This window comes from Pseudoxanthomonas sp. YR558 (assembly GCF_900116385.1).
GTDB lineage: Bacteria > Pseudomonadota > Gammaproteobacteria > Xanthomonadales > Xanthomonadaceae > Pseudoxanthomonas_A.
The window spans coordinates 2,014,068-2,034,011 of sequence record NZ_FPCI01000001.1 but is presented as its reverse complement, the minus strand read 5'-3'; the positions used below and the strand labels follow the sequence as shown (position 1 = coordinate 2,034,011).

Below are 19,944 nucleotides of genomic sequence, written 5' to 3'. Positions count from 1 at the left end.
AGCCCCCGTCTAGAATGCGCGCCATGCCCGAAACCCCCGTCCCCAGCGTGTCCGACGTCACCCTTCTGCGCGCCATCGGCTGGCCGTACACGGGGGAACCGACGGATGCCGCATGGCGGGACGCCATGGCCGCGCACCCGGCCGCAACCCCGGCACGGGTGAGCGAGCAGCACCGCTCCGGCTACGTGGTCGCCATGGCGCCCGGCGACGGCGTGAAGGCCGAGTCGCTGCCGGAGTGGCAGCGCCCGCGGTTTCCCGCCCATGAGCGTCCTGCCGTCGGCGACTGGGTGTTGCTGGAAGACGCGACATCGAAGCGCCCGCGCATCGTCGCGCTGCTGCCGCGGCATACCGGCATCAAGCGCGGCGCGGCCGGCGAGCACTACCACCAGCAGGTGATCGCGGCGAACATCGATACGGTGTTCATCGTCTGCGGCCTGGATGCCGACTTCAATCCGCGCCGCATCGAGCGCTACCTGCTGCTGGTCGGTGGTGGCGGTGCGCAGCCGGTCGTCGTGCTGACCAAGGCCGACCGTACCGAGTACGCCGACGATGCGGTCGAGGTGCTGGCCGATCTCACCGCGCAGGGCGTGCCGGTGTTCACCGTCAACGCGAAGGACGCGTCCAGCGTGGCGCAACTCGCGCCGTGGCTGGAGCCCGGGCACACCGTCGTGCTGGTGGGCTCGTCGGGCGCCGGCAAGTCGACGCTGACCAACACGCTGCTCGGCGACGAGCGCATGAAGACCGGCGAAGTGCGCGAAAGCGATTCGCGCGGCCGCCACACCACCACGTTCCGCGCGCTGATCCCGCTGCCGGCCGGCGCTTGCCTGATCGACACGCCGGGCATGCGCGAGCTCAAGCCCACCGGCGAGGAAGACCTGGCCGACGGCGGCTTCGCCGACATCGAGGCGCTGGCCGAGCAGTGCAAGTTCCGAGACTGCTCGCATGATCGCGAACCCGGCTGCGCGGTGCGTGCGGCGATCGAGCGCGAGGAGTTGGACGAGGGCCGCTTTCTCAACTACCTCAAGCTGCGCGACGAAGTCGCCGCCGCTGCCGACAAGCTGGCCTCGCGCCTGGCCGACAAGGCGAATGCGAAGGTGCAGAACAAGGCGTTGAACAAACGCCTCGCCGACAAATACGGAAAGCGATAACGCCGTCGTCGGCTTCAATCCCAGAGATTGATGAACCCGGTGATGATCAGCGCGTTGGTGAAGTCGATGAAGAACGCGCCCACCAGCGGGGCGACGAGGAAGGCGCGCGGCGCCATGCCGTAGCGTTCGACCAGCGTGCGCATCACCGCCATCGCGTTGGCGGTGGTGCCGAGCATGAAGCCGATGAAGCCGCCGCCCATCACCGCGGCATCGTAGTCGCGACCCATCACGCGGAAGACCACGACGCAGAACAGCGCGACCACGATCACCTGCAGGGCGAGGTTCACCAGCAGCGGTGCCGCCAGCCCGGACAGTTCCCAGAGCTTGAGGTTCATTAGCGCCACCGCCAGGAACAGCGCCAGGCAGACATTGCCGATCAGGTCGGTGGTCGCCACCGGCAGGCGGATCCAGCCGGTGCGGTCGTCGATCCAGCGGATCAGGGCGCCGACCATCATCGCGCCGACGTAGGCGGGCAGGGTCAGGCCGGCGGCGTTCAACCCGGCGCTGACGCCGGCGCCCAGCCACATCGCCACCAGGATGACCACCACGCTCTTCAGTGCATCGGATTCGCGGGTGGCGAAATCGGGCTGGTCGCGCGCACCGGCGGGTTCGGCGGCGGATTCGTCCGGCACGCCCAGCTTCACCCCGCCATACAGCTTGTGGCGGCGGATCAGCACCGTGCTCACCGGGCCGCCGAGCAGGCCGCCGCAGATGATGCCGGCCATCGCCGAGGCGACCGCGATGGATTCGGCGCCGGTTACGCCGGCCTGTTCGAACAGCGGCGCGAACGCCAGGCCGGTGGCCGGGCCGCCGGTCAGCGTGGTGGAGCCGGCCAGCACGCCGAACAACGGATGCAGGCCGAAGCCCAACGCCACCGCCATGCCGAGCAGGTTCTGCACGACCGCGAAGCCGGTGGCCAGCAAGAGGAAGATGACCACCTGGCGCCCGCTGATGCGCAGCAGCGAGACGCTGGCGTTGACGCCGATGGTGGTGAAGAAGGCGATCATCAACGGCGCCTGCAGGCTGGTGTCCAGCGTGAACAGGGTGACGTCGTGGTTGCGCGCGACCAGTACGGCCAGAGCCACGGCCAGGCCGCCGATCACCGGCGCGGGCAGGTTGTAGCGGGATAGCACGGGGATGAAGCGGCAGAGGGCGTAACCGAGGAAGAGCGCCAGGCCGGCGAAGGCCAGTGTCTGTACCGCATCGAGTTCCAGCATGCTGCCCCCGCAACCGATGGAAGAGTGCCGAGCATAGTGCAGGCGTGGCCGCTTGTGACGGTGGCCCCACGCGCTGGGCTACAGTGGCCGGAGGGAGGGCACCATGCAGGCCGACATCGTCCATCACGCCGCGCTCGACGCGCGCCTGGTCAAGGCCGTGCGCGGGATCAAGCTGTTGAGCCTGGCCAGTTGGCCCGCCGATGCGCAGGCGCCGTTCCTGGCCGGTGTCGCCCGTGGCCAGCCCGTGTTGCCGGTGATCGACTATCCGCGGCTGGACTTCGGCGATGCGCGACGCGAGCTGGCCGCGGTGTCGGCGGCGGCGGACGCCTCCCATCCCTTGGGCCGCTACCTGCGCGAATCCGTGCGCAGCTGGGATATTGCCGCGCAGCTGCTGGAATCGCTGGGCTCGCCACGGGTGACCGACCACTCCATCGCGCTGTTCGGCACCCCCGAGGAATGCCTGCCTGGTGATGGGCCCACCACGCGCGACGCCGCGCGGCACTTCATCACCATCGCCAACGACCTGGACCACGAGCTGCTGGCGCCGGAAGAACAGATCCCGGTCTCCGCCACGGCGCTGCAGCTGCAGTTGCAGGCGGACCTCGACGATTTCTTCGATGGCCGCGTCATTACCGTCGAGCTCGACCCCACGTTGATCGCGAAGGCCGCTGCCGGCGCCACCCGCATCCGCCTTCGCCATGGCGCGGCTTTCAGCGATTACGACCGGCGGCAGTTGCTGCAGCACGAAGCGCTGGTGCATTCGCTGACCGCGCTCAACGGCCGCGAGCAGGTGCACCTGCCGAGCCTGGCGTTGTCCTCGCCGCGCGTGACCGCCACGCAGGAAGGGCTGGCGACGTTCGCCGAGCAGATCACCGGCAGCATCGACATCGAGCGGATGAAGCGCATCAGCCTGCGCATCGAGGCGGTGGCGATGGCGTTGGCCGGCGCGGACTTCGTCGAGGTGTTCCGTTACTTCGCCGACGCCGGGCAGAACCCGGCCGAGAGCTTCTCATCGGCACAGCGCGTGTTCCGCGGCGTGCCTACCAGCGGTGGCGCGGCGTTCACCAAGGACACGGTGTACCTGCGCGGGCTGGTCGGCGTGCACACGTTCTTCCGCCATTCGCTGCAGCAGGACCGGTTGCGTCTGTGCCGCCGGTTGTTCGCCGGCAAGATGACGCTGGAGGACGTGGCGGGCTTCGAGCCGCTGTTCGAATCCGGCGTACTGGCGCCGCCGCGCTGGTTGCCGCGCTGGGTGAGCCGGGCCAGCGGACTGGCCGGCATGCTGGCGTTTTCGTTGTTCGCCAACCGCATCCGCCTGGATCGCCTGTCGGCCGACTAGCCACAAAGTGCTAACCGCCGCGTCCGCGCCGGATGGCACACTGGCGGCATGAGTGCGCCCGCCATCCTCGTCGCCGACGACCACCCGCTGTTCCGCAATGCGGTGATCCACGCACTGCGCGAGGCGCTGCCGGCCGCGACGGTGACGGAAGCGGCCGGCGCCACCGCGCTGGGCCAGGCCCTGGACCAGCGTCCGGACACCGACCTGGTCCTGCTGGACCTGACGATGCCGGGCGCGCATGGCTTCTCGGCGCTGCTGCATGTGCGCGGCGAGCATCCGGAAGTGCCGGTGGTGGTGATCTCGTCGAACGAGCATCCACGGGTGATCCGGCGTGCGCAGCAGTTCGGTGCGGCCGGTTTCATTCCCAAGTCCTCACCCGCCGACACCATCGGCGAAGCGGTGATCGCGGTACTGGAGGGTGGAGCCTGGTTTCCGCCGTTGACCGCGGAACGCTCCGAGCATGACGCCGCGCTCGCGGCCCGCCTTGCACAACTCACCCCGCAGCAGTTCCGCGTGCTGCTGTGCCTGGCCGACGGCTTGCTCAACAAGCAGATCGCGCACGAACTCGGCCTGGCCGAGAACACGGTGAAAGTGCACGTCACCGCGATCCTGAAGAAGCTGGAATGCCACAGCCGCACCCAGGCGGCGGTGCTGGTGAAATCGCTGGAGCCGGAAGCGCCGCCGGCCGAGTGAGTCAGGCCAGACAGCGCGGCAGCTGCATCGCCAGCGGCACGGTCGCGGCGGCCAGCAGCGTCTGCCACGTCACCAGCGACGCCATCAGCGGGGCATCGCCGCCCATCTGCCGCGCCATGATGTAGGCGTTGGAGGCGGTCGGCAGCGCGGCGTAAAAGCAGGCCGCGGTCGTCACCGGCGCGCTGGCATCCAGCCATCGGCACACCAGCACGGCCAGCACGGGCAGCGCGAGCAACTTCAGCGCCGACGTCGCACCCAACAGCACAGGGCGCAGGTGATCGCGCTGGAACTGCAGGCCGCCGCCCACGCACAGCAGGCCGAGCGCCAGCGCGGCATCGGCGAGGATGTCGAGCGCCGCGGCCAGCGGCACCGGCAGCGGCAGGCCGCTGAGGTTGAACAGCAGGCCGGCCAGCGTCGCCAGGATGATGGGGTTGCGTGCCAGCGCGCGTGCGATGCCGCGCGCGCTGGCGTCGCCGCTGCCCCACCACGCCAGCGCGACCACGGCGATGACGTTGACCACGGGCAGGCAGATCGCCAACACCAGCATCACCATCGCGGTGGTCTCGGGCGGGAACAGCAGCGCCGCCACGGCCAGCCCGAAGTAGCTGCTCGGCCGCACCGCGCCCTGCACGACGGAGGAGCGACTGGGGCCGGGCAGTCGCGGCGCGGCCCGCAGGGCCAGCAGGACCACCGCCGTCAGCAGCAGCGTCGGCAGCAGGGCCGCCAGCGACAGGTCGAGCGCATCGGCGGCGGAGAGCTTCAACCGGGCCGCACCGACGAAGAGCAGCGCCGGGAAGGCCACGTAGAAGGAAAACCATTCCATGGCCGGGAACAGCCCGTCGGGGACGCTGCGCATCCGCCGCAGCGCGGCGCCCAGCAGCACGATGGCGAGCACGGGGGTGACGTAGGTCAGCATCGCGACAGCATGGTGGTGGTCCTCATCGTGCGCGCCGCACGTGCAGTTGGGTCATCAGCGCGCGCAGCGCCGCGGGCTTCACGGGTTTGGACAGGAAGCCCCAACCGTAGGCCTGCGCAAGCGCGCGCAGGGCATCGTCGCGTTCGGCGGTGACCAGGATCACCGGTGGCGAGGCCGCCCAGCGTTCGCACAGCGCGGCGTAGACCGTCGGCCCGTCGGTATCGCCCAGGCGCACGTCGAGCAGCAGCAGGTCCGGCGCCTGTCCCGGCATGGCCGCGGCCAGCGCCTCGGCGGGCCCGGCGGCCAACGGCACCTCGCATTCCCAGCGGTGCAGCAAGGCGCGCGTGGCTTCGCAGACGCGCGGGTCGTCGTCGATGCACCAGACCCGGCGGCCGCGCAGGGGCGAACCGTCGTCGCTTTCGATAATGGGGGATGCCGGTTCGAGGGTCGCCGCACCGGCGGCGCCCCGCGGCAGTTCCACCCAGAACACGCTGCCGCGTCCCAGCTGCGAGCGCAGACCGATGCGGTGCCCGAGCAGCCGGCCGATGCGTTCCACGATCGCCAGGCCCAGGCCGGCGCCGCGATCGTTCACCACGCCGTCGCCGAGCCGGCGGAATTCCTCGAAGATTTCCGCCTGCAGGCTTTCCGGGATGCCGGGGCCCTGGTCGTGCACTTCGATGCGAACGCCCTGCGGGAAGCGCCGCACGCCGAGCAGCACCCGGCCGCGTGGGGTGTAGCGGATCGCGTTGGACAGGAAGTTCTGCAGGATGCGCCGCAGCAGCGCTTCGTCGCTGCGCACGATGGCGCGGGTCGGCACGCTGTCCAGCCGCAGCCCGCGATCCGCCGCGACGATGCCGAACTCGCGCGCCAGCGTTTCCAGCAGCGGCGCGAGGGCGAAGTCGCGCACGCGCGTGGGGAGCGCGCCGGATTCCAGCCGCGCGATGTCCAGCAGGCTGTTGAGGATGGCGTCCTGCGCGACCAGCGCGTTGTCCACGTGGTCGGCGATGCGTCGCGCTTCCTCGTCCGCCAGCCGGCCGCGCAACGCGGAGACGAACATGCGGGCGGCGTTGAGCGGCTGCAGCAGGTCGTGCACCGCCGAGGCCACGAAGCGCGTCTTGTAACGGTTGGCGCTCTCCGCCGCCTGGGTCGCATCGGCGAGCGCGCGCGTGCGTTCTTCCACGCGGTGCTCGAGCGCGTCCGCCAGCGAACGTAGTTCGCGCGCGGCGTTCTTGTAGCTGGTGATGTCGGCATAGCTGGTGACGAAACCGCCATCCGGCAGCGGGTTGCCGCGGATCTCCAGCACCACGCCGTCGTCCTTCTCGCTCTCGCGCATGTGCGGCTTGCCGCTGCGCAGATGCTCCAGTCGGCGCTGGATCGCCTCTTCCACCGGCCCCGGCCCGAGCAGGCCGCGCCGCGCGTTGAAGCGGAACACGTCCTCGATCGGCCGTCCGACGTGGATCAGGTCCGGCGGAAAGCGGAACAGGTCCATGTAGCGCGAGTTCCATGCCACCAGGCGCAGGTCGGCATCGATGATCACCACGCCCTGCGGCAGGTGCTCCAGGCTGCGGCTGAGGCCGGCATCGGCCGAGCGCGCGGCTTCGACGATGCCGTCCTGCGCGGTGCGCAGTTCTTGCGCGTGCTGCTGGAGCACGGCTTCCAGTTCGGCGCGGCTGCGTTGGCGCAGCACGGCCAGGCGGCGACGCTGCTGCATGAACAACACCAGGAACGACAGCGCCAGCCAGCCGCCACCGGCCGCGATCGCCGCGGTGCGCGCGGCCGCGACGGTGGCCGACGCGTCGTGCAGCAGGTGCAGGTGCCAGCCTTCTTCGGGCAGGGCCATTGATTGCCACAGCACCGGATCGGCCAGCGCCGGATCGAGCAAGCGCACGCGACGCGTGTCGCCTGCATCCGAAGGCAGCGCCTGCACGCGCAGCGGCGAGAGCTGCTGGCGCGCGTACTGGCGGGTGGTGGTGAGTTCGCGCCGGTCGGTTTCGGTAAGCGCGCGGAGCGTGCGGTAACGCCACTCGTCGCGGCTGGCGAGGAAGATCACGTCGTGCGCATCGCTGACCAGGACGATGTCCGGCGTCTGCAGCCATTCCTGTTCCAGCGCGTCCAGTTCGATCTTGATGACGACCAGGCCGGCTACCTGTCCATCGGGGCCGGTGATGGCCTGCGACAGGAAATAACCGGGCTCGCCCGTCGTCAGGCCGATGCCGTAGAACTGGCCGCGACCGTCGCGCAGCGCCTGCTGCACGTAGGGGCGGAAGCTGTAGTCCTCGCCGACGTTGCTGGTGGGCTCGCGCCAGTTGCTCGCCGCCAGTGCGATACCGCGGCGGTCGATCAGGGTGAGCGTGGAGGAGCGGGTCACGCTGTTGGCGTCTTCCAGGCGCTGGTTGAGCGCATTGCGGCGCGCATCGTCCACCGGCGCGGCGAGCGCCTGGCGCAGGTCAGGATCCTGGGCCAGCACCTGCGGCAGCGTGCGGTAGCGGTCGATGCGTTGCTGCAGGGCCTGCGAATGCAGGTCCAGTTGTCGATGCAGCTGGGCGGTTTCGTCACGCAATGCGCGTGCACCGGCCCAGCGGTAGGCCATCGCCATCGCCAGCATCGCGCCGCCCACGGTGAGCAGGACGACGAGCAGGGTCTGGCGGTGGCGACGCGTGCGCAGCATGGCGGCCAGTCTACGGGGACGCCGCCGCAAGGACGTGGGCTAGTACCAATAGGTTATCGGTGCCGCGGCGAAGCGGGGGTACAACATGCCGGCCGCCGATGCGGGTGGCGTCCTGTCCGTTCCCGGAGCCATCCCATGCACCTGGCCGAAGCGCCCGTCCTGCCACCGCCGAAGCAGCCGCTGTACAAGCAGCTGTACTTCCAGGTGATCGTGGCCATCGTGCTGGGCGCGACGCTGGGCCACTTCGAGCCCGCGCTGGCCGAATCGATGAAGCCGCTGGGCGATGCCTTCATCAAGCTAGTGAAGATGATCATCGCGCCGGTGATCTTCCTGACCATCGTCACCGGCATCGCCGGCATGACCCACCTGCGCACCGTGGGCCGGGTGTTCGCCAAGGCGATGGTGTACTTCCTGTTCTTCTCCACGCTGGCGCTCGTGGTCGGCATGGTCGTGGCGCACGTGGTGCAGCCCGGCGCCGGCATGAACATCAACCCGGCAGACCTGGACCAGTCGGCAGTCAACGACTACGTGCAGAAATCGCACGAGCTGTCGCTGGTCGGCTTCCTGATGGACATCATCCCGAAGACGCTGGTCAGCCCGCTGGTGGGCGACAACATCCTGCAGGTGTTGTTCGTCGCCGTGCTGTTCGGCCTGTCGCTGGCGCTGGTCGGCGAGAAAGGCCGCCCGGTACTGAACCTGCTGGAGGCGCTGACCGCGCCGGTGTTCCGCCTGGTGCACATCCTGATGCGCGCCGCGCCGATCGGTGCGTTCGGTGCCATCGCCTTCACCATCGGCAAGTACGGCGTCGGCATGCTGGTCAACCTGGCGTGGCTGGTCGGTTCGTTCTATCTCACCTCACTGCTGTTCGTGATCGTGATCCTCGGGCTGGTGTCGTGGTGGTGCGGTTTCTCGATCTTCCGCCTGATCCGCTACCTCAAGGCCGAACTGCTGCTGGTGCTCGGCACGTCCTCGTCCGAATCCGCGCTGCCGTCGCTGATGGAGAAGATGGAGCGCGCCGGTGCGGCGAAGTCCGTGGTCGGCCTGGTGGTGCCCACCGGCTATTCGTTCAACCTGGACGGCACCAACATCTACATGACGCTGGCCGCGTTGTTCATCGCGCAGGCCACCAACACCGAGTTGAGCCTCGGCCACCAGATCATGCTGCTGCTGGTCGCGATGCTGAGTTCGAAGGGCGCGGCGGGCGTCACCGGCGCCGGCTTCATCACCCTGGCAGCGACGCTGGCGGTGGTGCCGGAAGTGCCCGTCGCCGGCATGGCGCTGATCCTGGGCATCGACCGCTTCATGAGCGAGTGCCGCTCGCTGACCAACTTCACCGGCAACGCGGTGGCCACGCTGGTGGTCGCGCGCTGGGAGAACGCGCTCGACCGCGACGCGTTGGCGCGCGCGCTGGGCGGGCCATCCGCACCGATCGCCGCCGCGCCCGATCCGGCCGCAGGCCCGGGCGATCCGACACGACTCACGGCCGACTGACGCCGGCCACACCACGTCTTCAGAGGAGGGACTGAACGATGCATACCAACCGACGCGCCGCCCCATTGCGGAGCGGTCTTACCCTGGCCTTGCTGGCCGTGATCCATGCCGCCGCGGCCCAGGACGTTCCGGCTCCGGCCGCGCCCGCAGCGCAGGCCGAAGCCGCGCCTGCCGACGACGCCAAGACCCTGGACAAGGTGGTCGTGGTGGGCTCGCACATCCAGGGCGCGGCCACCACCGATGCGCTGCCGGTGCTGGTGGTTGGTGCGGAACAGATCGATGCCGCCGGTGCGATCTCCGGCGACGAGCTGATGCGCACCATCCCGCAGATGGGCGACGTGCTGTTCGATGCCTCGAACAACCCGCAGACCAGCAATGCGGCGCGTGGCGACGTCAATTCGGTGAACCTGCGTTCGCTCGGCGTCGGCAACACGCTGGTGCTGCTCAACGGGCGCCGCCTGGTGCAGCACCCGACCAGCCAGGGCACCTCTGATACCGGCACGGTGCCGGTGCAGAGCTTCAATTCCAACGCGATCCCCGTCTCCGGCCTGGACCGCATGGAAATCCTGCTGGATGGCGCGGCGGCCATCTACGGCGCCGACGCGGTGGCGGGCGTGGTCAACACCGTGCTGCAGACCGATTTCGACGGCGTCAGCGCCAGTGCGCGCTATGGCACCGCCGAAGGTACCGGCATGAACGAGTTCGAGACGAATGTCTTTGCCGGCAAGAACTTCGATCGCGGCAACGTGTCGGTGTTCCTGAACTACACCGACCGCTCCGAGCTGATGGCGGCGGACCAGGAATTCACCTCCACCGACGACCTGCGCGCGCTGTTCGCGGACTACCCGGATTTCGCCGGCCTCACGGCGCTGGATGGCCGTTCCTCGCACACGCCGTGGGCGCGCCTGACCGTGGGCCCGCGCGCGGTGATCCGCTCCAACGGCGTGGCGGTGACGAACACGGCGGGTGCGTTCCGCGTGCAGCCGTCGAGCTTCGGGTGCGGCGTGAACTTCGGAACCGACCTGTGCCTGGCCAGCGGCAACCACAACTTCAACACCACCAACCGCGACATGCGCTACGACACGCGCTACGGCACCACGGTGCGGCCGTCGGTGGAGCGCTTCAACGCCTACCTCACCGGCCACTATTCGCTCGACAACGGCGTGGAAGCGTTCGGCGAAGTGGGCTACTACCAGGCCGTCAGCGAAGCGCTGCAGCCGCCGGTGGTGAACCTCAACAGCCTGTGGATTCCCGCCAGCAATTACTGGAATCCCTTCGGCGCGACCACGCTGCCGGATGGCACGCCGAACCCGAACCGCCTGCCCGGCCTGACCAACGTGCCCGCGGCCGGCCTGCCCGTGCAGATGAGCAACTACCGTTACGTCGATACCGGCTTCCAGCGCGTGCGCGTGGAAAACTACCAGGCGCGTTTCCTGGCGGGCTTGCGCGGCGAGTGGAACGGCTGGAACTGGGAAACCGCGCTGCTGTACTCCGAAGCCGAAGCCGAGGACCGCTCGCCCAACATCAACATGACCGCGCTGCAGCAGCAGCTCGCGTTGGCCACGCCGGATGCGTACAACCCGTTCAGCGGCGGCTGCGTGGCCACGCCGACGCACAGCGACTGCTCGCCCAGTTCGCAGGCGGCGATCGACGCGATCGTGTTCGACCTCGTGCGCAAGTCGCGCACCACGCTGACCATGGCCGACTTCAAGATGAGCCGCGCGGACCTGTTCGCGTTGCCTGCCGGTGAAGTGGGCATCGCCTTCGGTGCCGAGGCGCGTCGCGAGACGCAGGAAGACGACCGCGACGCCAACCTCGACGGCACCTACACCTTCACCGACATGGTCACCGGCGAGACCAACCTCAGCAACGTGGCCGCCGTGAGCCCGAACCCCGACACGCGCGGCTCGCGCAACGTCGGCTCGGCCTACGTGGAGTTCGCGGTGCCGCTGGTCTCGGCCGACATGGACATCCCGCTGGTGCATCGCCTGGACATGCAGTTGGCCGGCCGCTACGAGCACTATTCCGACTTCGGTTCGGTGGCCAAGCCCAAGGTCGCGCTGGCGTGGGACGTGGTGGAGGGCGTGCGCCTGCGCGGTTCGTACTCGGAAGGCTTCCGTGCACCGAACCTGGAGCAGACCAACGCCACCCAGTACTCGCGCCTGGCCAGTGGCGTGGACCACATCCGCTGCGAAGCCGACCTGCGCGCCGGCCGCATCGCCTCGTTCAGTGCCTGCGGGCAGAACACGGCGGGCGCCTCGCTGCTGGTGGCCGGCAACCCGGACCTGGAGCCGGAAGAGAGCACCAACACTTCGTATGGCGTGGTGTTCCAGCCGACCTTCATTCCCGAGCGCTTCGGCAACTTCACCTTCACCGTCGATCGCTGGAAGATCAAGCAGGAGCAGATCGTCGGCTTGCTCGGCGCGCAGACCGCGCTGACGCTGGACTACCTCAACCGGGTGGAAGGCGGCAGCAATCCGCTGGTCGTGCGTGCCGATCCCACCCAGGACGACATCGACTTCTTCGCGGGCACCGGCATCGATCCGGTCGGCCAGGTCATCGCGATCAACGACCGCTTCATCAACCTGCAGCCGCAGACCGCCGGCGGCCTGGACATCGGCATGGACTGGTCGCTGCGCCGCACGCGCTTCGGCAGTTTCTCGGCCAGCCTCAACGCCACCAAGCTGCTGGAGTTCACCCGCGATCCGGGCGACATCGTCAACGCGCTCTACGCCGCGCGCGCGGCCGGCACCATCGATCCGCTGACCCCGCTGCCGGACCCGAGCCAGCTGATCGGCCAGAACGGCCGCCCCGAATGGCGCGCCAGCGGTTCGCTGACCTGGAACAAGGGCCCGTGGCGCGTCGGCTACTCCGCGCAGTACATGAGCTCGTTCGAGCAGCCGCAGCTGCTGGGCGCCTCGGGCGATCCATGGGTGGTCGAGGACCGTCTGTTCCACAATCTGTACGGGCAATACCGCTTCCCCGACGGCACCGCGTTGCGCCTGGGCGTGCGTGACCTGACCGACGAGGGTCCGGCCTTAGCCGATGGCGGTTACCGCGGTTCGCTGCACAATCCGTGGGGTCGCTACTTCTACGTCAACATCAGCCGGTCGTTCTGAGGAAGATGCACCCCGCCATGCGATCTCCGTACCGCCGTTGGCGAGGCCTCCTGCTCGCCGCCTGCCTGGGCGCATCCGCGCCCGCCGTGCAGGCGGCGGCAGCGACCGACACCGACGTGGCGTTCGCCACCGTGCCGTGCCCTGCGTCCGTCGGGACCAAGGTCGCGTGCCACGAAGGGCGCGATGCGCAGGGCGCGTGGCTGCTGGTCGCGATGCCCGAGGCCTGGAACAAGCGGCTCATCGTGCATGCGCACGGCGGGCCGCGCCTGGGCGCGCCGAAGGCGGGCGATTCGGCGGAGGACCTGGACCGCTTCGCGGTGATGGTGCGCGAAGGCTATGCCTGGATCGGCACCACCTACCGGCGCGGTGGCTACGGCGTGCGCATGGCGGCGGCCGACGTGGACCACAGCCGGCGCGTGTTCTGGGCACGCTGGGGTCGGCCGGAACGCACCCTGCTGCATGGCCAGTCGTGGGGCGGCAACGTGGCGGCGAAAGCGGCCGAGCTGTATGCGCTGGAGATCGACGGGCGCGCGAACTACGACGGCGTGCTGAGCACCAACGGCATGCTGTATGGCGGCACGCGCGGCTACGGGTTCCGTGCCGACCTGCGCGCGGTGTACCAGTACTACTGCCGCAACCATCCGGCGAAGGGCGAAGTGCAGTATCCGCTCTGGCAGGGCTTGCCGGCCGACGCCCGCATGACGCGCGACGAGTTGCGCACGCGCGTGAACGCATGCACGGGCGTCGACCTTCCCGCCGGCAAGCGCACGGCCGCGCAGGCGTCGAACCTGCGCGACATCCTTGCCGTCACCGGCGTGGCCGAGAAGCAACTGGTCGCGCACCTGGCATGGGGCACGTTCCATTTCCAGGACGTGGTGCAGAAGCGCCTCGGTGGCCGCAATCCATTCGACAACAGCGCCACCGTCTATCGCGGGTCGCGCGACGACACCGCCTTGAATGCGAGCGTAGAGCGATTCCATGCGGATCCCGCGGCCGTGGCCGCCCTGGCCTACGACGCCGATCTGTCCGGGTTGATCGTGCTGCCGACGGTGACGGTGCATGCGCGCCACGATCCCACCGTGTCCTACGAAGCCGACGCCGCGTACGCGACGACCGTCGCCGCCGCCGGACGCAGCCATCTGCTGCTGCAGGCGGTGACCGACGAGCAGGATCACAGCCGCCTGCAGGATGCGACCTACACCACCGTATTGCAGGTGCTGGAGCACTGGCTGGACACCGGCGAGAAGCCCGCGCCCAGCGCGTTCGGCGAGACCTGCGGCCGCGCGTCGCCGCCACGCGATGCTTGCCGCTTCATGACACCCTGAGCGGGACGTTCGCGCGTACGGCGTGACGCAGCGCCGCATTCCACGAAATCCGGCCCCGGCGGGGACCGGGTAGAATTGCCGCTCCCCCGCCTTCACCACAGGCACCGTTTCCGCGATGACGAACGACGATTTCAAGCAGGCCGCGCTCGAGTACCACCGGCTGTCCCCGCCCGGCAAGATCAAGGTCGCTCCGACCAAGCCGATGCTGACCCAGCGCGACCTGGCCCTGGCCTACTCCCCGGGCGTGGCCTACGCCTGCGAGGCCATCGTCGAGGACCCGAACACCGCCAGCGAGCTCACCGCACGCGGCAACTTGGTGGCCGTGGTCACCAACGGTACCGCCGTACTGGGCCTGGGCAACATCGGCGCGCTGGCCGGCAAGCCGGTGATGGAGGGCAAGGGCGTGCTGTTCCAGAAGTTCGCCGGCATCGATGTGTTCGACATCGAGATCAACGAGACCGACCCGGACAAGCTGGTCGAGATCATCGCCTCGCTGGAGCCGACCTTCGGCGGCATCAACCTGGAAGACATCAAGGCGCCGGAGTGCTTCATCGTCGAGCGCAAGCTGCGCGAGCGGATGAAGATCCCGGTCTTCCACGACGACCAGCACGGCACCGCGATCATCGTCGGCGCAGCGGTAGTCAACGCGCTGGAAGTGGTCGGCAAGAAGATCGGCGACGTGAAGCTGGCCACCAGCGGAGCCGGCGCGGCCGGCATCGCCTGCCTGGACATGCTGGTCGCGCTGGGCCTGAAGCCGGAGAACATCCTCGCCTTCGACCGCGACGGCGTGATCTACAGCGGCCGCCCGCATCTGGACCCGGACAAGGCGCGTTATGCGCGCGACACCGGCAAGCGTTCGCTGGCCGAGATCGTCGACGGCGCGGACATCTTCCTGGGCCTGTCGGCCGGCGGCATCCTCAAGCCGGAGATGGTCGCCACGATGGCGGACAAGCCCATCATCCTGGCGCTGGCCAATCCGAATCCGGAAATCCTGCCGGCCGACGCGAAGGCCGTGCGCCCGGACGTCATCATCGGCACCGGCCGCAGCGACTATCCGAACCAGGTCAACAACGCGCTCTGCTTCCCGTACATCTTCCGCGGCGCCCTCGATGTCGGCGCCACCGTCATCAACGAAGACATGAAGGTCGCCTGCGTGCACGCCATCGCCAAGCTGGCGCGGCGCGAGGCGTCCGACCTGGGTTCGGCCTACGGCGACGATGTGCCCTGCTTCGGCCCCGAATACCTGATTCCGCGTCCGTTCGATCCGCGCTTGCTGGTGGAAGTGGCCGCCGCGGTCGCGCAGGCCGCGATGGATTCCGGCGTGGCGCTGCGCCCGATCCCGGACATGTGGGCCTACCGCGAGAAGCTGGGCCAGTTCGTCTACCGCACCAGCCTGATGATGAAGCCGGTGTACGACCGCGCGCGCGCCGACATGAAGCGCGTGGTCTATGCCGAAGGCGAGGAAGAGACCGTGCTGCGCGCCGTGCAGACGGTGATCGACGAAGGCTTGGCGTTCCCGATCCTGATCGGCCGCCCGGACGTGATCGATGCGCGCATCCAGCGCCTCAGCCTGCGCATGCGCGCCGGCGTCGATTTCGAGGTCACCAACCAGGACGACGACCCGCGCTTCAACGATTACTGGCAGCACTACCACGCGCTGACCGCGCGCCGCGGCGTGACACCGGCGGCGGCGAAGAACCTGATGCGCTCGCGGCCCACGCTGATCGCCGCGGTGATGGTGGCGCGCGGCGAAGCCGACGCGATGATCACCGGCCTGGTCGGCCGCTTCCACAAGAAGCTGGGCTACGTGCGCAGCGTGATTCCGCTGGATCCGGGCGTGCAATCCACCTCGGCGATGACCGGCGTGATCAACAACCAGGGCGCGTACTTCTTCCTGGACACGCACGTGCAGGACGACCCGACCGCCGAGCAGATCGCCGAGGCCACGCTGCAGGCGGCGTACCGCCTGAAGCTGTTCGGCATCGAGCCGCGCATCGCGCTGCTGTCGCACTCCAATTTCGGCAGCCACGAGACGCCGGGTTCGATCAAGATGCGCCGCGTGCGCGAGCTGCTGCTCAAGCGCAAGCCCGACCTCAACGTCGATGGTGAAATGCAGGGCGACACCGCGTGGGACGAAGTGCTGCGCAGCCGGATGATGCCGGGCAGCACGTTGACCGGCCGCGCGAACCTGTTCGTCATGCCCAATCTGGACGCGGCGAACATCGCCTACAACATGGTGCGCGTGGTCACCGACGGCGTGGCGATCGGCCCGATCCTGATGGGTATTTCGCGGCCGGTGCACATCCTGACCACCAGCGCCACGCCGCGCCGCGTGATCAACATGACCGCGATCGCCGCAGTGGATGCGCAGATCCGCCAGCAGCGCGAAGCCGAGCGCAGCGGGCCGGGTTGATCGGCCTGAGCCCTGGAGAGAAAAAGCCCCGCATGCGGGGCTTTTTCTTTGCGGGCCTGTTTGTTGTAGGAGCGACGTGAGTCGCGACCGTGAGAATGAAACGTCCGCGGCGTATATCGGCGTGCGGTCGCGACTCACGTCGCTCCTACAAAAGCGATCAGGTTTCTTCCTCGCCATCGAGGATCCGCCGCTGCAACGCATCCAGGTAGGCATCGGCATCGGCGGTGGATTCGAAGATCTCGTCCATCGGCACGGCCTGCACGATCTCGATCACCTTGCGGATCTGTTCCTGCGGATGCACCACCAGCAGGCGGCCTTCGTGCGGCGCCAGGGCCTTGCGCGCCTTCAGGATGCTGCGCACGCCGGCGCTGCTGATGTAGTCCAGGTGGGCGAGGTCCAGCACCAGCGCCTGCGGACGCGCCGCCAGCATCGGCGCCAGCGCTTCGTCGAGCTGCGCGTAGCTGAGCGTGTCCAGCCGGCCGCTGAGCAGCACGTACTGGTTGCCGTTCACCGGCGGGTAGACCTCAATCTCCAATGTCATCGGGCATCTCGTGCAACGGATGTGCCGGGTGGGGGTGGCCCGGGTATGGAGGGGGAGGAGGTCGGATCGTAAAGCAAAAGTGAGACGACGCGGCCCGCGTCTGTCAGTCGTCGTCCTCGTCGGCCTGCAGGACCTTGCGCTGCATCGCATCCAGGTAGGCATCCGCTTCGGCCGTCGACGAGAAGATCTCGTTCAGCGGCACCGCCTTGACCATGTCCAGCACCTTCTGGATTTGCGGCTGCGGGTTCACCAGCAGGACCTTGCCGCCGTGCGGGGCCAGTGTCTTGCGGGCCTTGAAGATGGAGCGGATGCCGGCGCTGCTGATGTACTCCAGCCCCGAGAGGTCCAGCACCAGCGAGTGCAGCTGGCGCGATAGCATCGGCGCGAGCGCTACGTCCAGGTCTTCGTAGGTGTGCGTGTCCAGGCGGCCGCTGACGGCCACGCGCTGGCTGCCCTTGCCCGGCGGCAGGATGTCGATGCCCAGGCTCATGATGCAGTCTCCTCAGTGGGGATGCGCAGCGTCAGGCGCAGCACGTTGTAGTTGCCGACGCGTTCGTAGTGAGCGTCTTCCGACACCTGCCGCACCAGGTGCAATCCCAGGCCGCCGGTGGGGCGGTCGAGGATGTCGGCGTCCAGGTCGGGTGGCGGCTGGTCGAGCGGATTGAACGGGACGCCGCTCTCGCGGAATTCGAGCGTCAACAGGTGGTCGCGGATGCCGATGTCCACGCACAGCTCGTGTTCCTCGGCATCGACGCGGGCAAGGTCGCCGTGCTCGATCGCATTGCTCGCCAGCTCCTCGACGATCAGGCGCACATCGCCCTGGATCGCGCGGCTGACGCCGTTGTTGGCCAGCACGGCTTCGAGCGACGCGTTGAGGTCGTCGACACGGGCGTGCTCACGGGGAATGAACAGTCGCATCTGCATGCGTGGTCTCCTGTGATGGCGGAGCTTCGGGGGAAGTGGGGGCGCTGTCCAGCCGGCGGCGGATGGCCAGGGCCGTGATGTCGTCCGACTGCGGTGCGCTGCCGGTAAATGCGTGAACTGCCGTGATCAGCCCTTCGCACTGTTCGCGTGCATTCGCGCCCGGGCGCAGCGCGCCGGGGATGCGCTCCGGGCCGAACGCAACGTTGTCGGGATCGAACGCCTCGGTAATGCCGTCGGTCCAGGCGAGCAATGTCGTGCCAGCCGGCAATTGGCCCGACCACAGCGGGAAGGCGTCGCCGACCTCGAACCCCAGCGGTGGCCCGGGTTGCAGCGGCAGTGTTTCGTGGCGACCGTCGGCATGCAGCAGCAACGGCGCATCGTGGCCGGCGCTGGCCAACACGCATTCGCCGGTACGCACGTCCACGCGCCCGCACAGCACGGTGGCGAACATGCACGCATCGTTGCCCTGCACCAGCCGGCGCGAAGCCTCGGCAAGCACGCGATCCGGGCGGGCATGGCTGCTGGCCGCCACTTCCAGCACGGTCACCGTGCGGGCCATGAACAATGCCGCCGGCACGCCCTTGTCCGACACGTCGCCGATGGCGAACCAGAGCGCGTCCGTGCCGGTTTCGATGAAGCTGTAGAAGTCGCCGCCCACGGCCTTGGCCGGCTCCAGTCGCGCATAGGCTTCCAGGTGGCTCTGCTCGCGGTCGATCACCCGGCCCGGTGGCAGCATCGCCTGCTGGATCTCGCGCGCGATGGACAGCTCGCTCTCCAGTTTCTGGCGCGCTGCCGTCATGTCTTCGATCTCGCGCAACTGTTGCTGGATCGATCCGCGCGCGTGTTCCAGCGTGCGCGCCATCTGGCCGACCTCGTCGCGCCGGCCCACGTAGGGCACAGGCATCGCGTAGTCGCCTTCGGCCAGGCGCGCGGCGGAGGCCGAGAGCCGTTCCACCGGCTGGCTGATGTGGCGCGCCAGCTTGCGCACCACCAGCATGCAGACCAGTGCCAGCAGCGTACCCACGGCGGCGAGCATCCACAGGGCCTGGTTGAGGCGCTCGGTGATCAGGTCGTACGACTGCGCGACCAGCAGGTTCCAGCCTGTGCCGCCCACCGGCTCCACGACGGTGTAGCGCCGCTCGCCGGTCACGGCATCGACGTGCGCGTGCCGCAGCGGCCGCCGCAGCCTGACCGCCTGCGCCGCTTCCTGCAGGTCGGCGCGACCGGCGCGACGGATGTAATCGTCCAGCGTTTCCAGCCGGTCGACAGGCACTTCCGGGTTGAGCGCCAGCGTGCCGGCCGGAGCCACCAGCGTCACCCGCCACCCCGGCAGGTTCGCCAGCGACTCGACCATGTCGGTCAGGTTGGCCAGCGGCAGGTCCAGGCTGACCATGCCGCGGGTGCGCGCACCACGGCCGGGTTCGCGCAGCGGCATGTTGTAGGTGACCATCCACACCGCGCCCGCGGTCTGGTTGAGGTACGGCTCGGACCACCAGCCGCCGGGCGAGGCCACGGTGCGCTGATACCAACCTTGGTCGCGATAGGGATAGCCGTCGGCGACGAGGTCGCGGTCTTGCCCGTTCGCCGCCACATAGCGGGCGAAGGGCGTGTCGTCGCGCGTGCGCGGCTCCAGCACCAGCAGGCCGCCGGCACAGCCGGGCGTGGCCTTGACCATCGCACGCAGGGTGGCGGTGAGTTCGTCGGGCGCGAGGTTGGCCGAGCCGACCAGGTCGGAGATGCCGTGCGTGGTGATGGTGACCACGCGCATCGCGTTGTCCAGCCGTTGCACGGCTTCCTGCGCGCTGGCCTGGGTATCGCGGCGTGCGTTGTCGAGAATCATCTGGCGCGCGAACCACGACGTCGCCACCACCAGCAGCACCAGCAGCACCACGTTCACCAGGCCGGCCCACACGGCGATGCGCGTGCGCAGGCTGCTGCGCCAGTGCGAGGCACCGGCAGCATCTGGCACGACGTTCCCTGGCACTGCGTCTTGCATGCCGCCCCCGAGCCTTCCCCCTGCGCCGATCATAAGCGCATTGGAATGTTGCAATACGGCAAAGGTCTTATTTTGGTGCTTTTGTTGTCCCGGGACAGCGACGTTGTGTCCGTTCCATACGCCTGCGTAGCCAGGTCTGCCGCGGGGTGCGTGC

The 19,944-nt window shown here is 68.8% G+C and carries 14 protein-coding genes; 7 read left to right on the top strand and 7 right to left on the bottom strand.

All coding sequences use genetic code 11. The annotated features are described in order from the left end of the window. Positions 1–14 precede the first annotated feature (14 nt). Positions 15–1,148, top strand: a complete 1,134-nt coding sequence (gene rsgA, locus BM365_RS09475) for a ribosome small subunit-dependent GTPase A (protein WP_093488604.1) — start codon at positions 15–17, stop codon at positions 1,146–1,148. Positions 1,149–1,162: 14 nt separating this feature from the next. Here the strand turns inward: rsgA and gltS are convergent, their stop codons facing one another. Beyond that, positions 1,163–2,365: a sodium/glutamate symporter gene (gene gltS, locus BM365_RS09470; protein WP_093488602.1), complete on the bottom strand. Its 1,203-nt coding sequence runs from the start codon at positions 2,363–2,365 to the stop codon at positions 1,163–1,165. 103 nt (positions 2,366–2,468) lie between these two features. Between gltS and BM365_RS09465 the strand changes: the two genes are divergently transcribed. Beyond that, on the top strand, positions 2,469–3,704 hold the full coding sequence (locus tag BM365_RS09465; protein ID WP_093488600.1) for a flavohemoglobin expression-modulating QEGLA motif protein: 1,236 nt from the start codon (positions 2,469–2,471) through the stop codon (positions 3,702–3,704). Positions 3,705–3,752: 48 nt separating this feature from the next. Then, positions 3,753–4,397 (top strand): LuxR C-terminal-related transcriptional regulator, encoded by a 645-nt coding sequence (locus tag BM365_RS09460; RefSeq protein WP_093488598.1) that lies wholly within the window; start codon positions 3,753–3,755, stop codon positions 4,395–4,397. A gap of 1 nt (position 4,398) precedes the next feature. On the opposite strand, the gene BM365_RS09455 is transcribed toward BM365_RS09460, so the two are convergent. Both BM365_RS09455 and BM365_RS09450 read right to left on the bottom strand, forming a co-directional pair. Next, positions 4,399–5,313: an AEC family transporter gene (locus BM365_RS09455; RefSeq protein WP_093488596.1), complete on the bottom strand. Its 915-nt coding sequence runs from the start codon at positions 5,311–5,313 to the stop codon at positions 4,399–4,401. A 22-nt stretch (positions 5,314–5,335) separates the two neighbouring features. Then, positions 5,336–7,978, bottom strand: a complete 2,643-nt coding sequence (locus BM365_RS09450) for a hybrid sensor histidine kinase/response regulator (protein WP_093489629.1) — start codon at positions 7,976–7,978, stop codon at positions 5,336–5,338. A gap of 138 nt (positions 7,979–8,116) precedes the next feature. Here BM365_RS09450 and BM365_RS09445 point away from each other — a divergent pair, with 138 nt between their 5' ends. From BM365_RS09445 to BM365_RS09430, 4 genes are all read left to right on the top strand, one after another. Further along, complete coding sequence (locus BM365_RS09445) at positions 8,117–9,472, top strand: dicarboxylate/amino acid:cation symporter (RefSeq protein WP_093488594.1); 1,356 nt, start codon at positions 8,117–8,119, stop codon at positions 9,470–9,472. Between the two features lie 38 nt (positions 9,473–9,510). Continuing rightward, positions 9,511–12,591: a TonB-dependent receptor domain-containing protein gene (locus BM365_RS09440; RefSeq protein ID WP_093488592.1), complete on the top strand. Its 3,081-nt coding sequence runs from the start codon at positions 9,511–9,513 to the stop codon at positions 12,589–12,591. Between the two features lie 17 nt (positions 12,592–12,608). Next, positions 12,609–13,916, top strand: a complete 1,308-nt coding sequence (locus tag BM365_RS09435; RefSeq protein ID WP_093488590.1) for an alpha/beta hydrolase — start codon at positions 12,609–12,611, stop codon at positions 13,914–13,916. Positions 13,917–14,031: 115 nt separating this feature from the next. Then, complete coding sequence (locus BM365_RS09430) at positions 14,032–16,329, top strand: NADP-dependent malic enzyme (protein ID WP_093488588.1); 2,298 nt, start codon at positions 14,032–14,034, stop codon at positions 16,327–16,329. Positions 16,330–16,486: 157 nt separating this feature from the next. Here the strand turns inward: BM365_RS09430 and BM365_RS09425 are convergent, their stop codons facing one another. The 4 genes from BM365_RS09425 to BM365_RS09410 all read right to left on the bottom strand — a co-directional run bounded on the left by BM365_RS09425 (position 16,487) and on the right by BM365_RS09410 (position 19,763). Next, positions 16,487–16,870 carry an STAS domain-containing protein gene (locus tag BM365_RS09425; protein ID WP_093488586.1) on the bottom strand — a complete coding sequence of 128 codons (384 nt, stop codon included), beginning with the start codon at positions 16,868–16,870 and terminating at the stop codon, positions 16,487–16,489. Positions 16,871–16,973: 103 nt separating this feature from the next. Continuing rightward, positions 16,974–17,360 carry an STAS domain-containing protein gene (locus BM365_RS09420; RefSeq protein ID WP_093488584.1) on the bottom strand — a complete coding sequence of 129 codons (387 nt, stop codon included), beginning with the start codon at positions 17,358–17,360 and terminating at the stop codon, positions 16,974–16,976. Then, positions 17,357–17,794 carry an ATP-binding protein gene (locus tag BM365_RS09415; protein WP_093488582.1) on the bottom strand — a complete coding sequence of 146 codons (438 nt, stop codon included), beginning with the start codon at positions 17,792–17,794 and terminating at the stop codon, positions 17,357–17,359. The genes BM365_RS09420 and BM365_RS09415 overlap by 4 nt, the downstream gene beginning before the upstream one ends. Then, positions 17,766–19,763 (bottom strand): SpoIIE family protein phosphatase, encoded by a 1,998-nt coding sequence (locus tag BM365_RS09410; protein WP_158253523.1) that lies wholly within the window; start codon positions 19,761–19,763, stop codon positions 17,766–17,768. Before BM365_RS09410 ends, BM365_RS09415 begins: the two co-directional genes overlap by 29 nt. Positions 19,764–19,944: the final 181 nt, after the last annotated feature.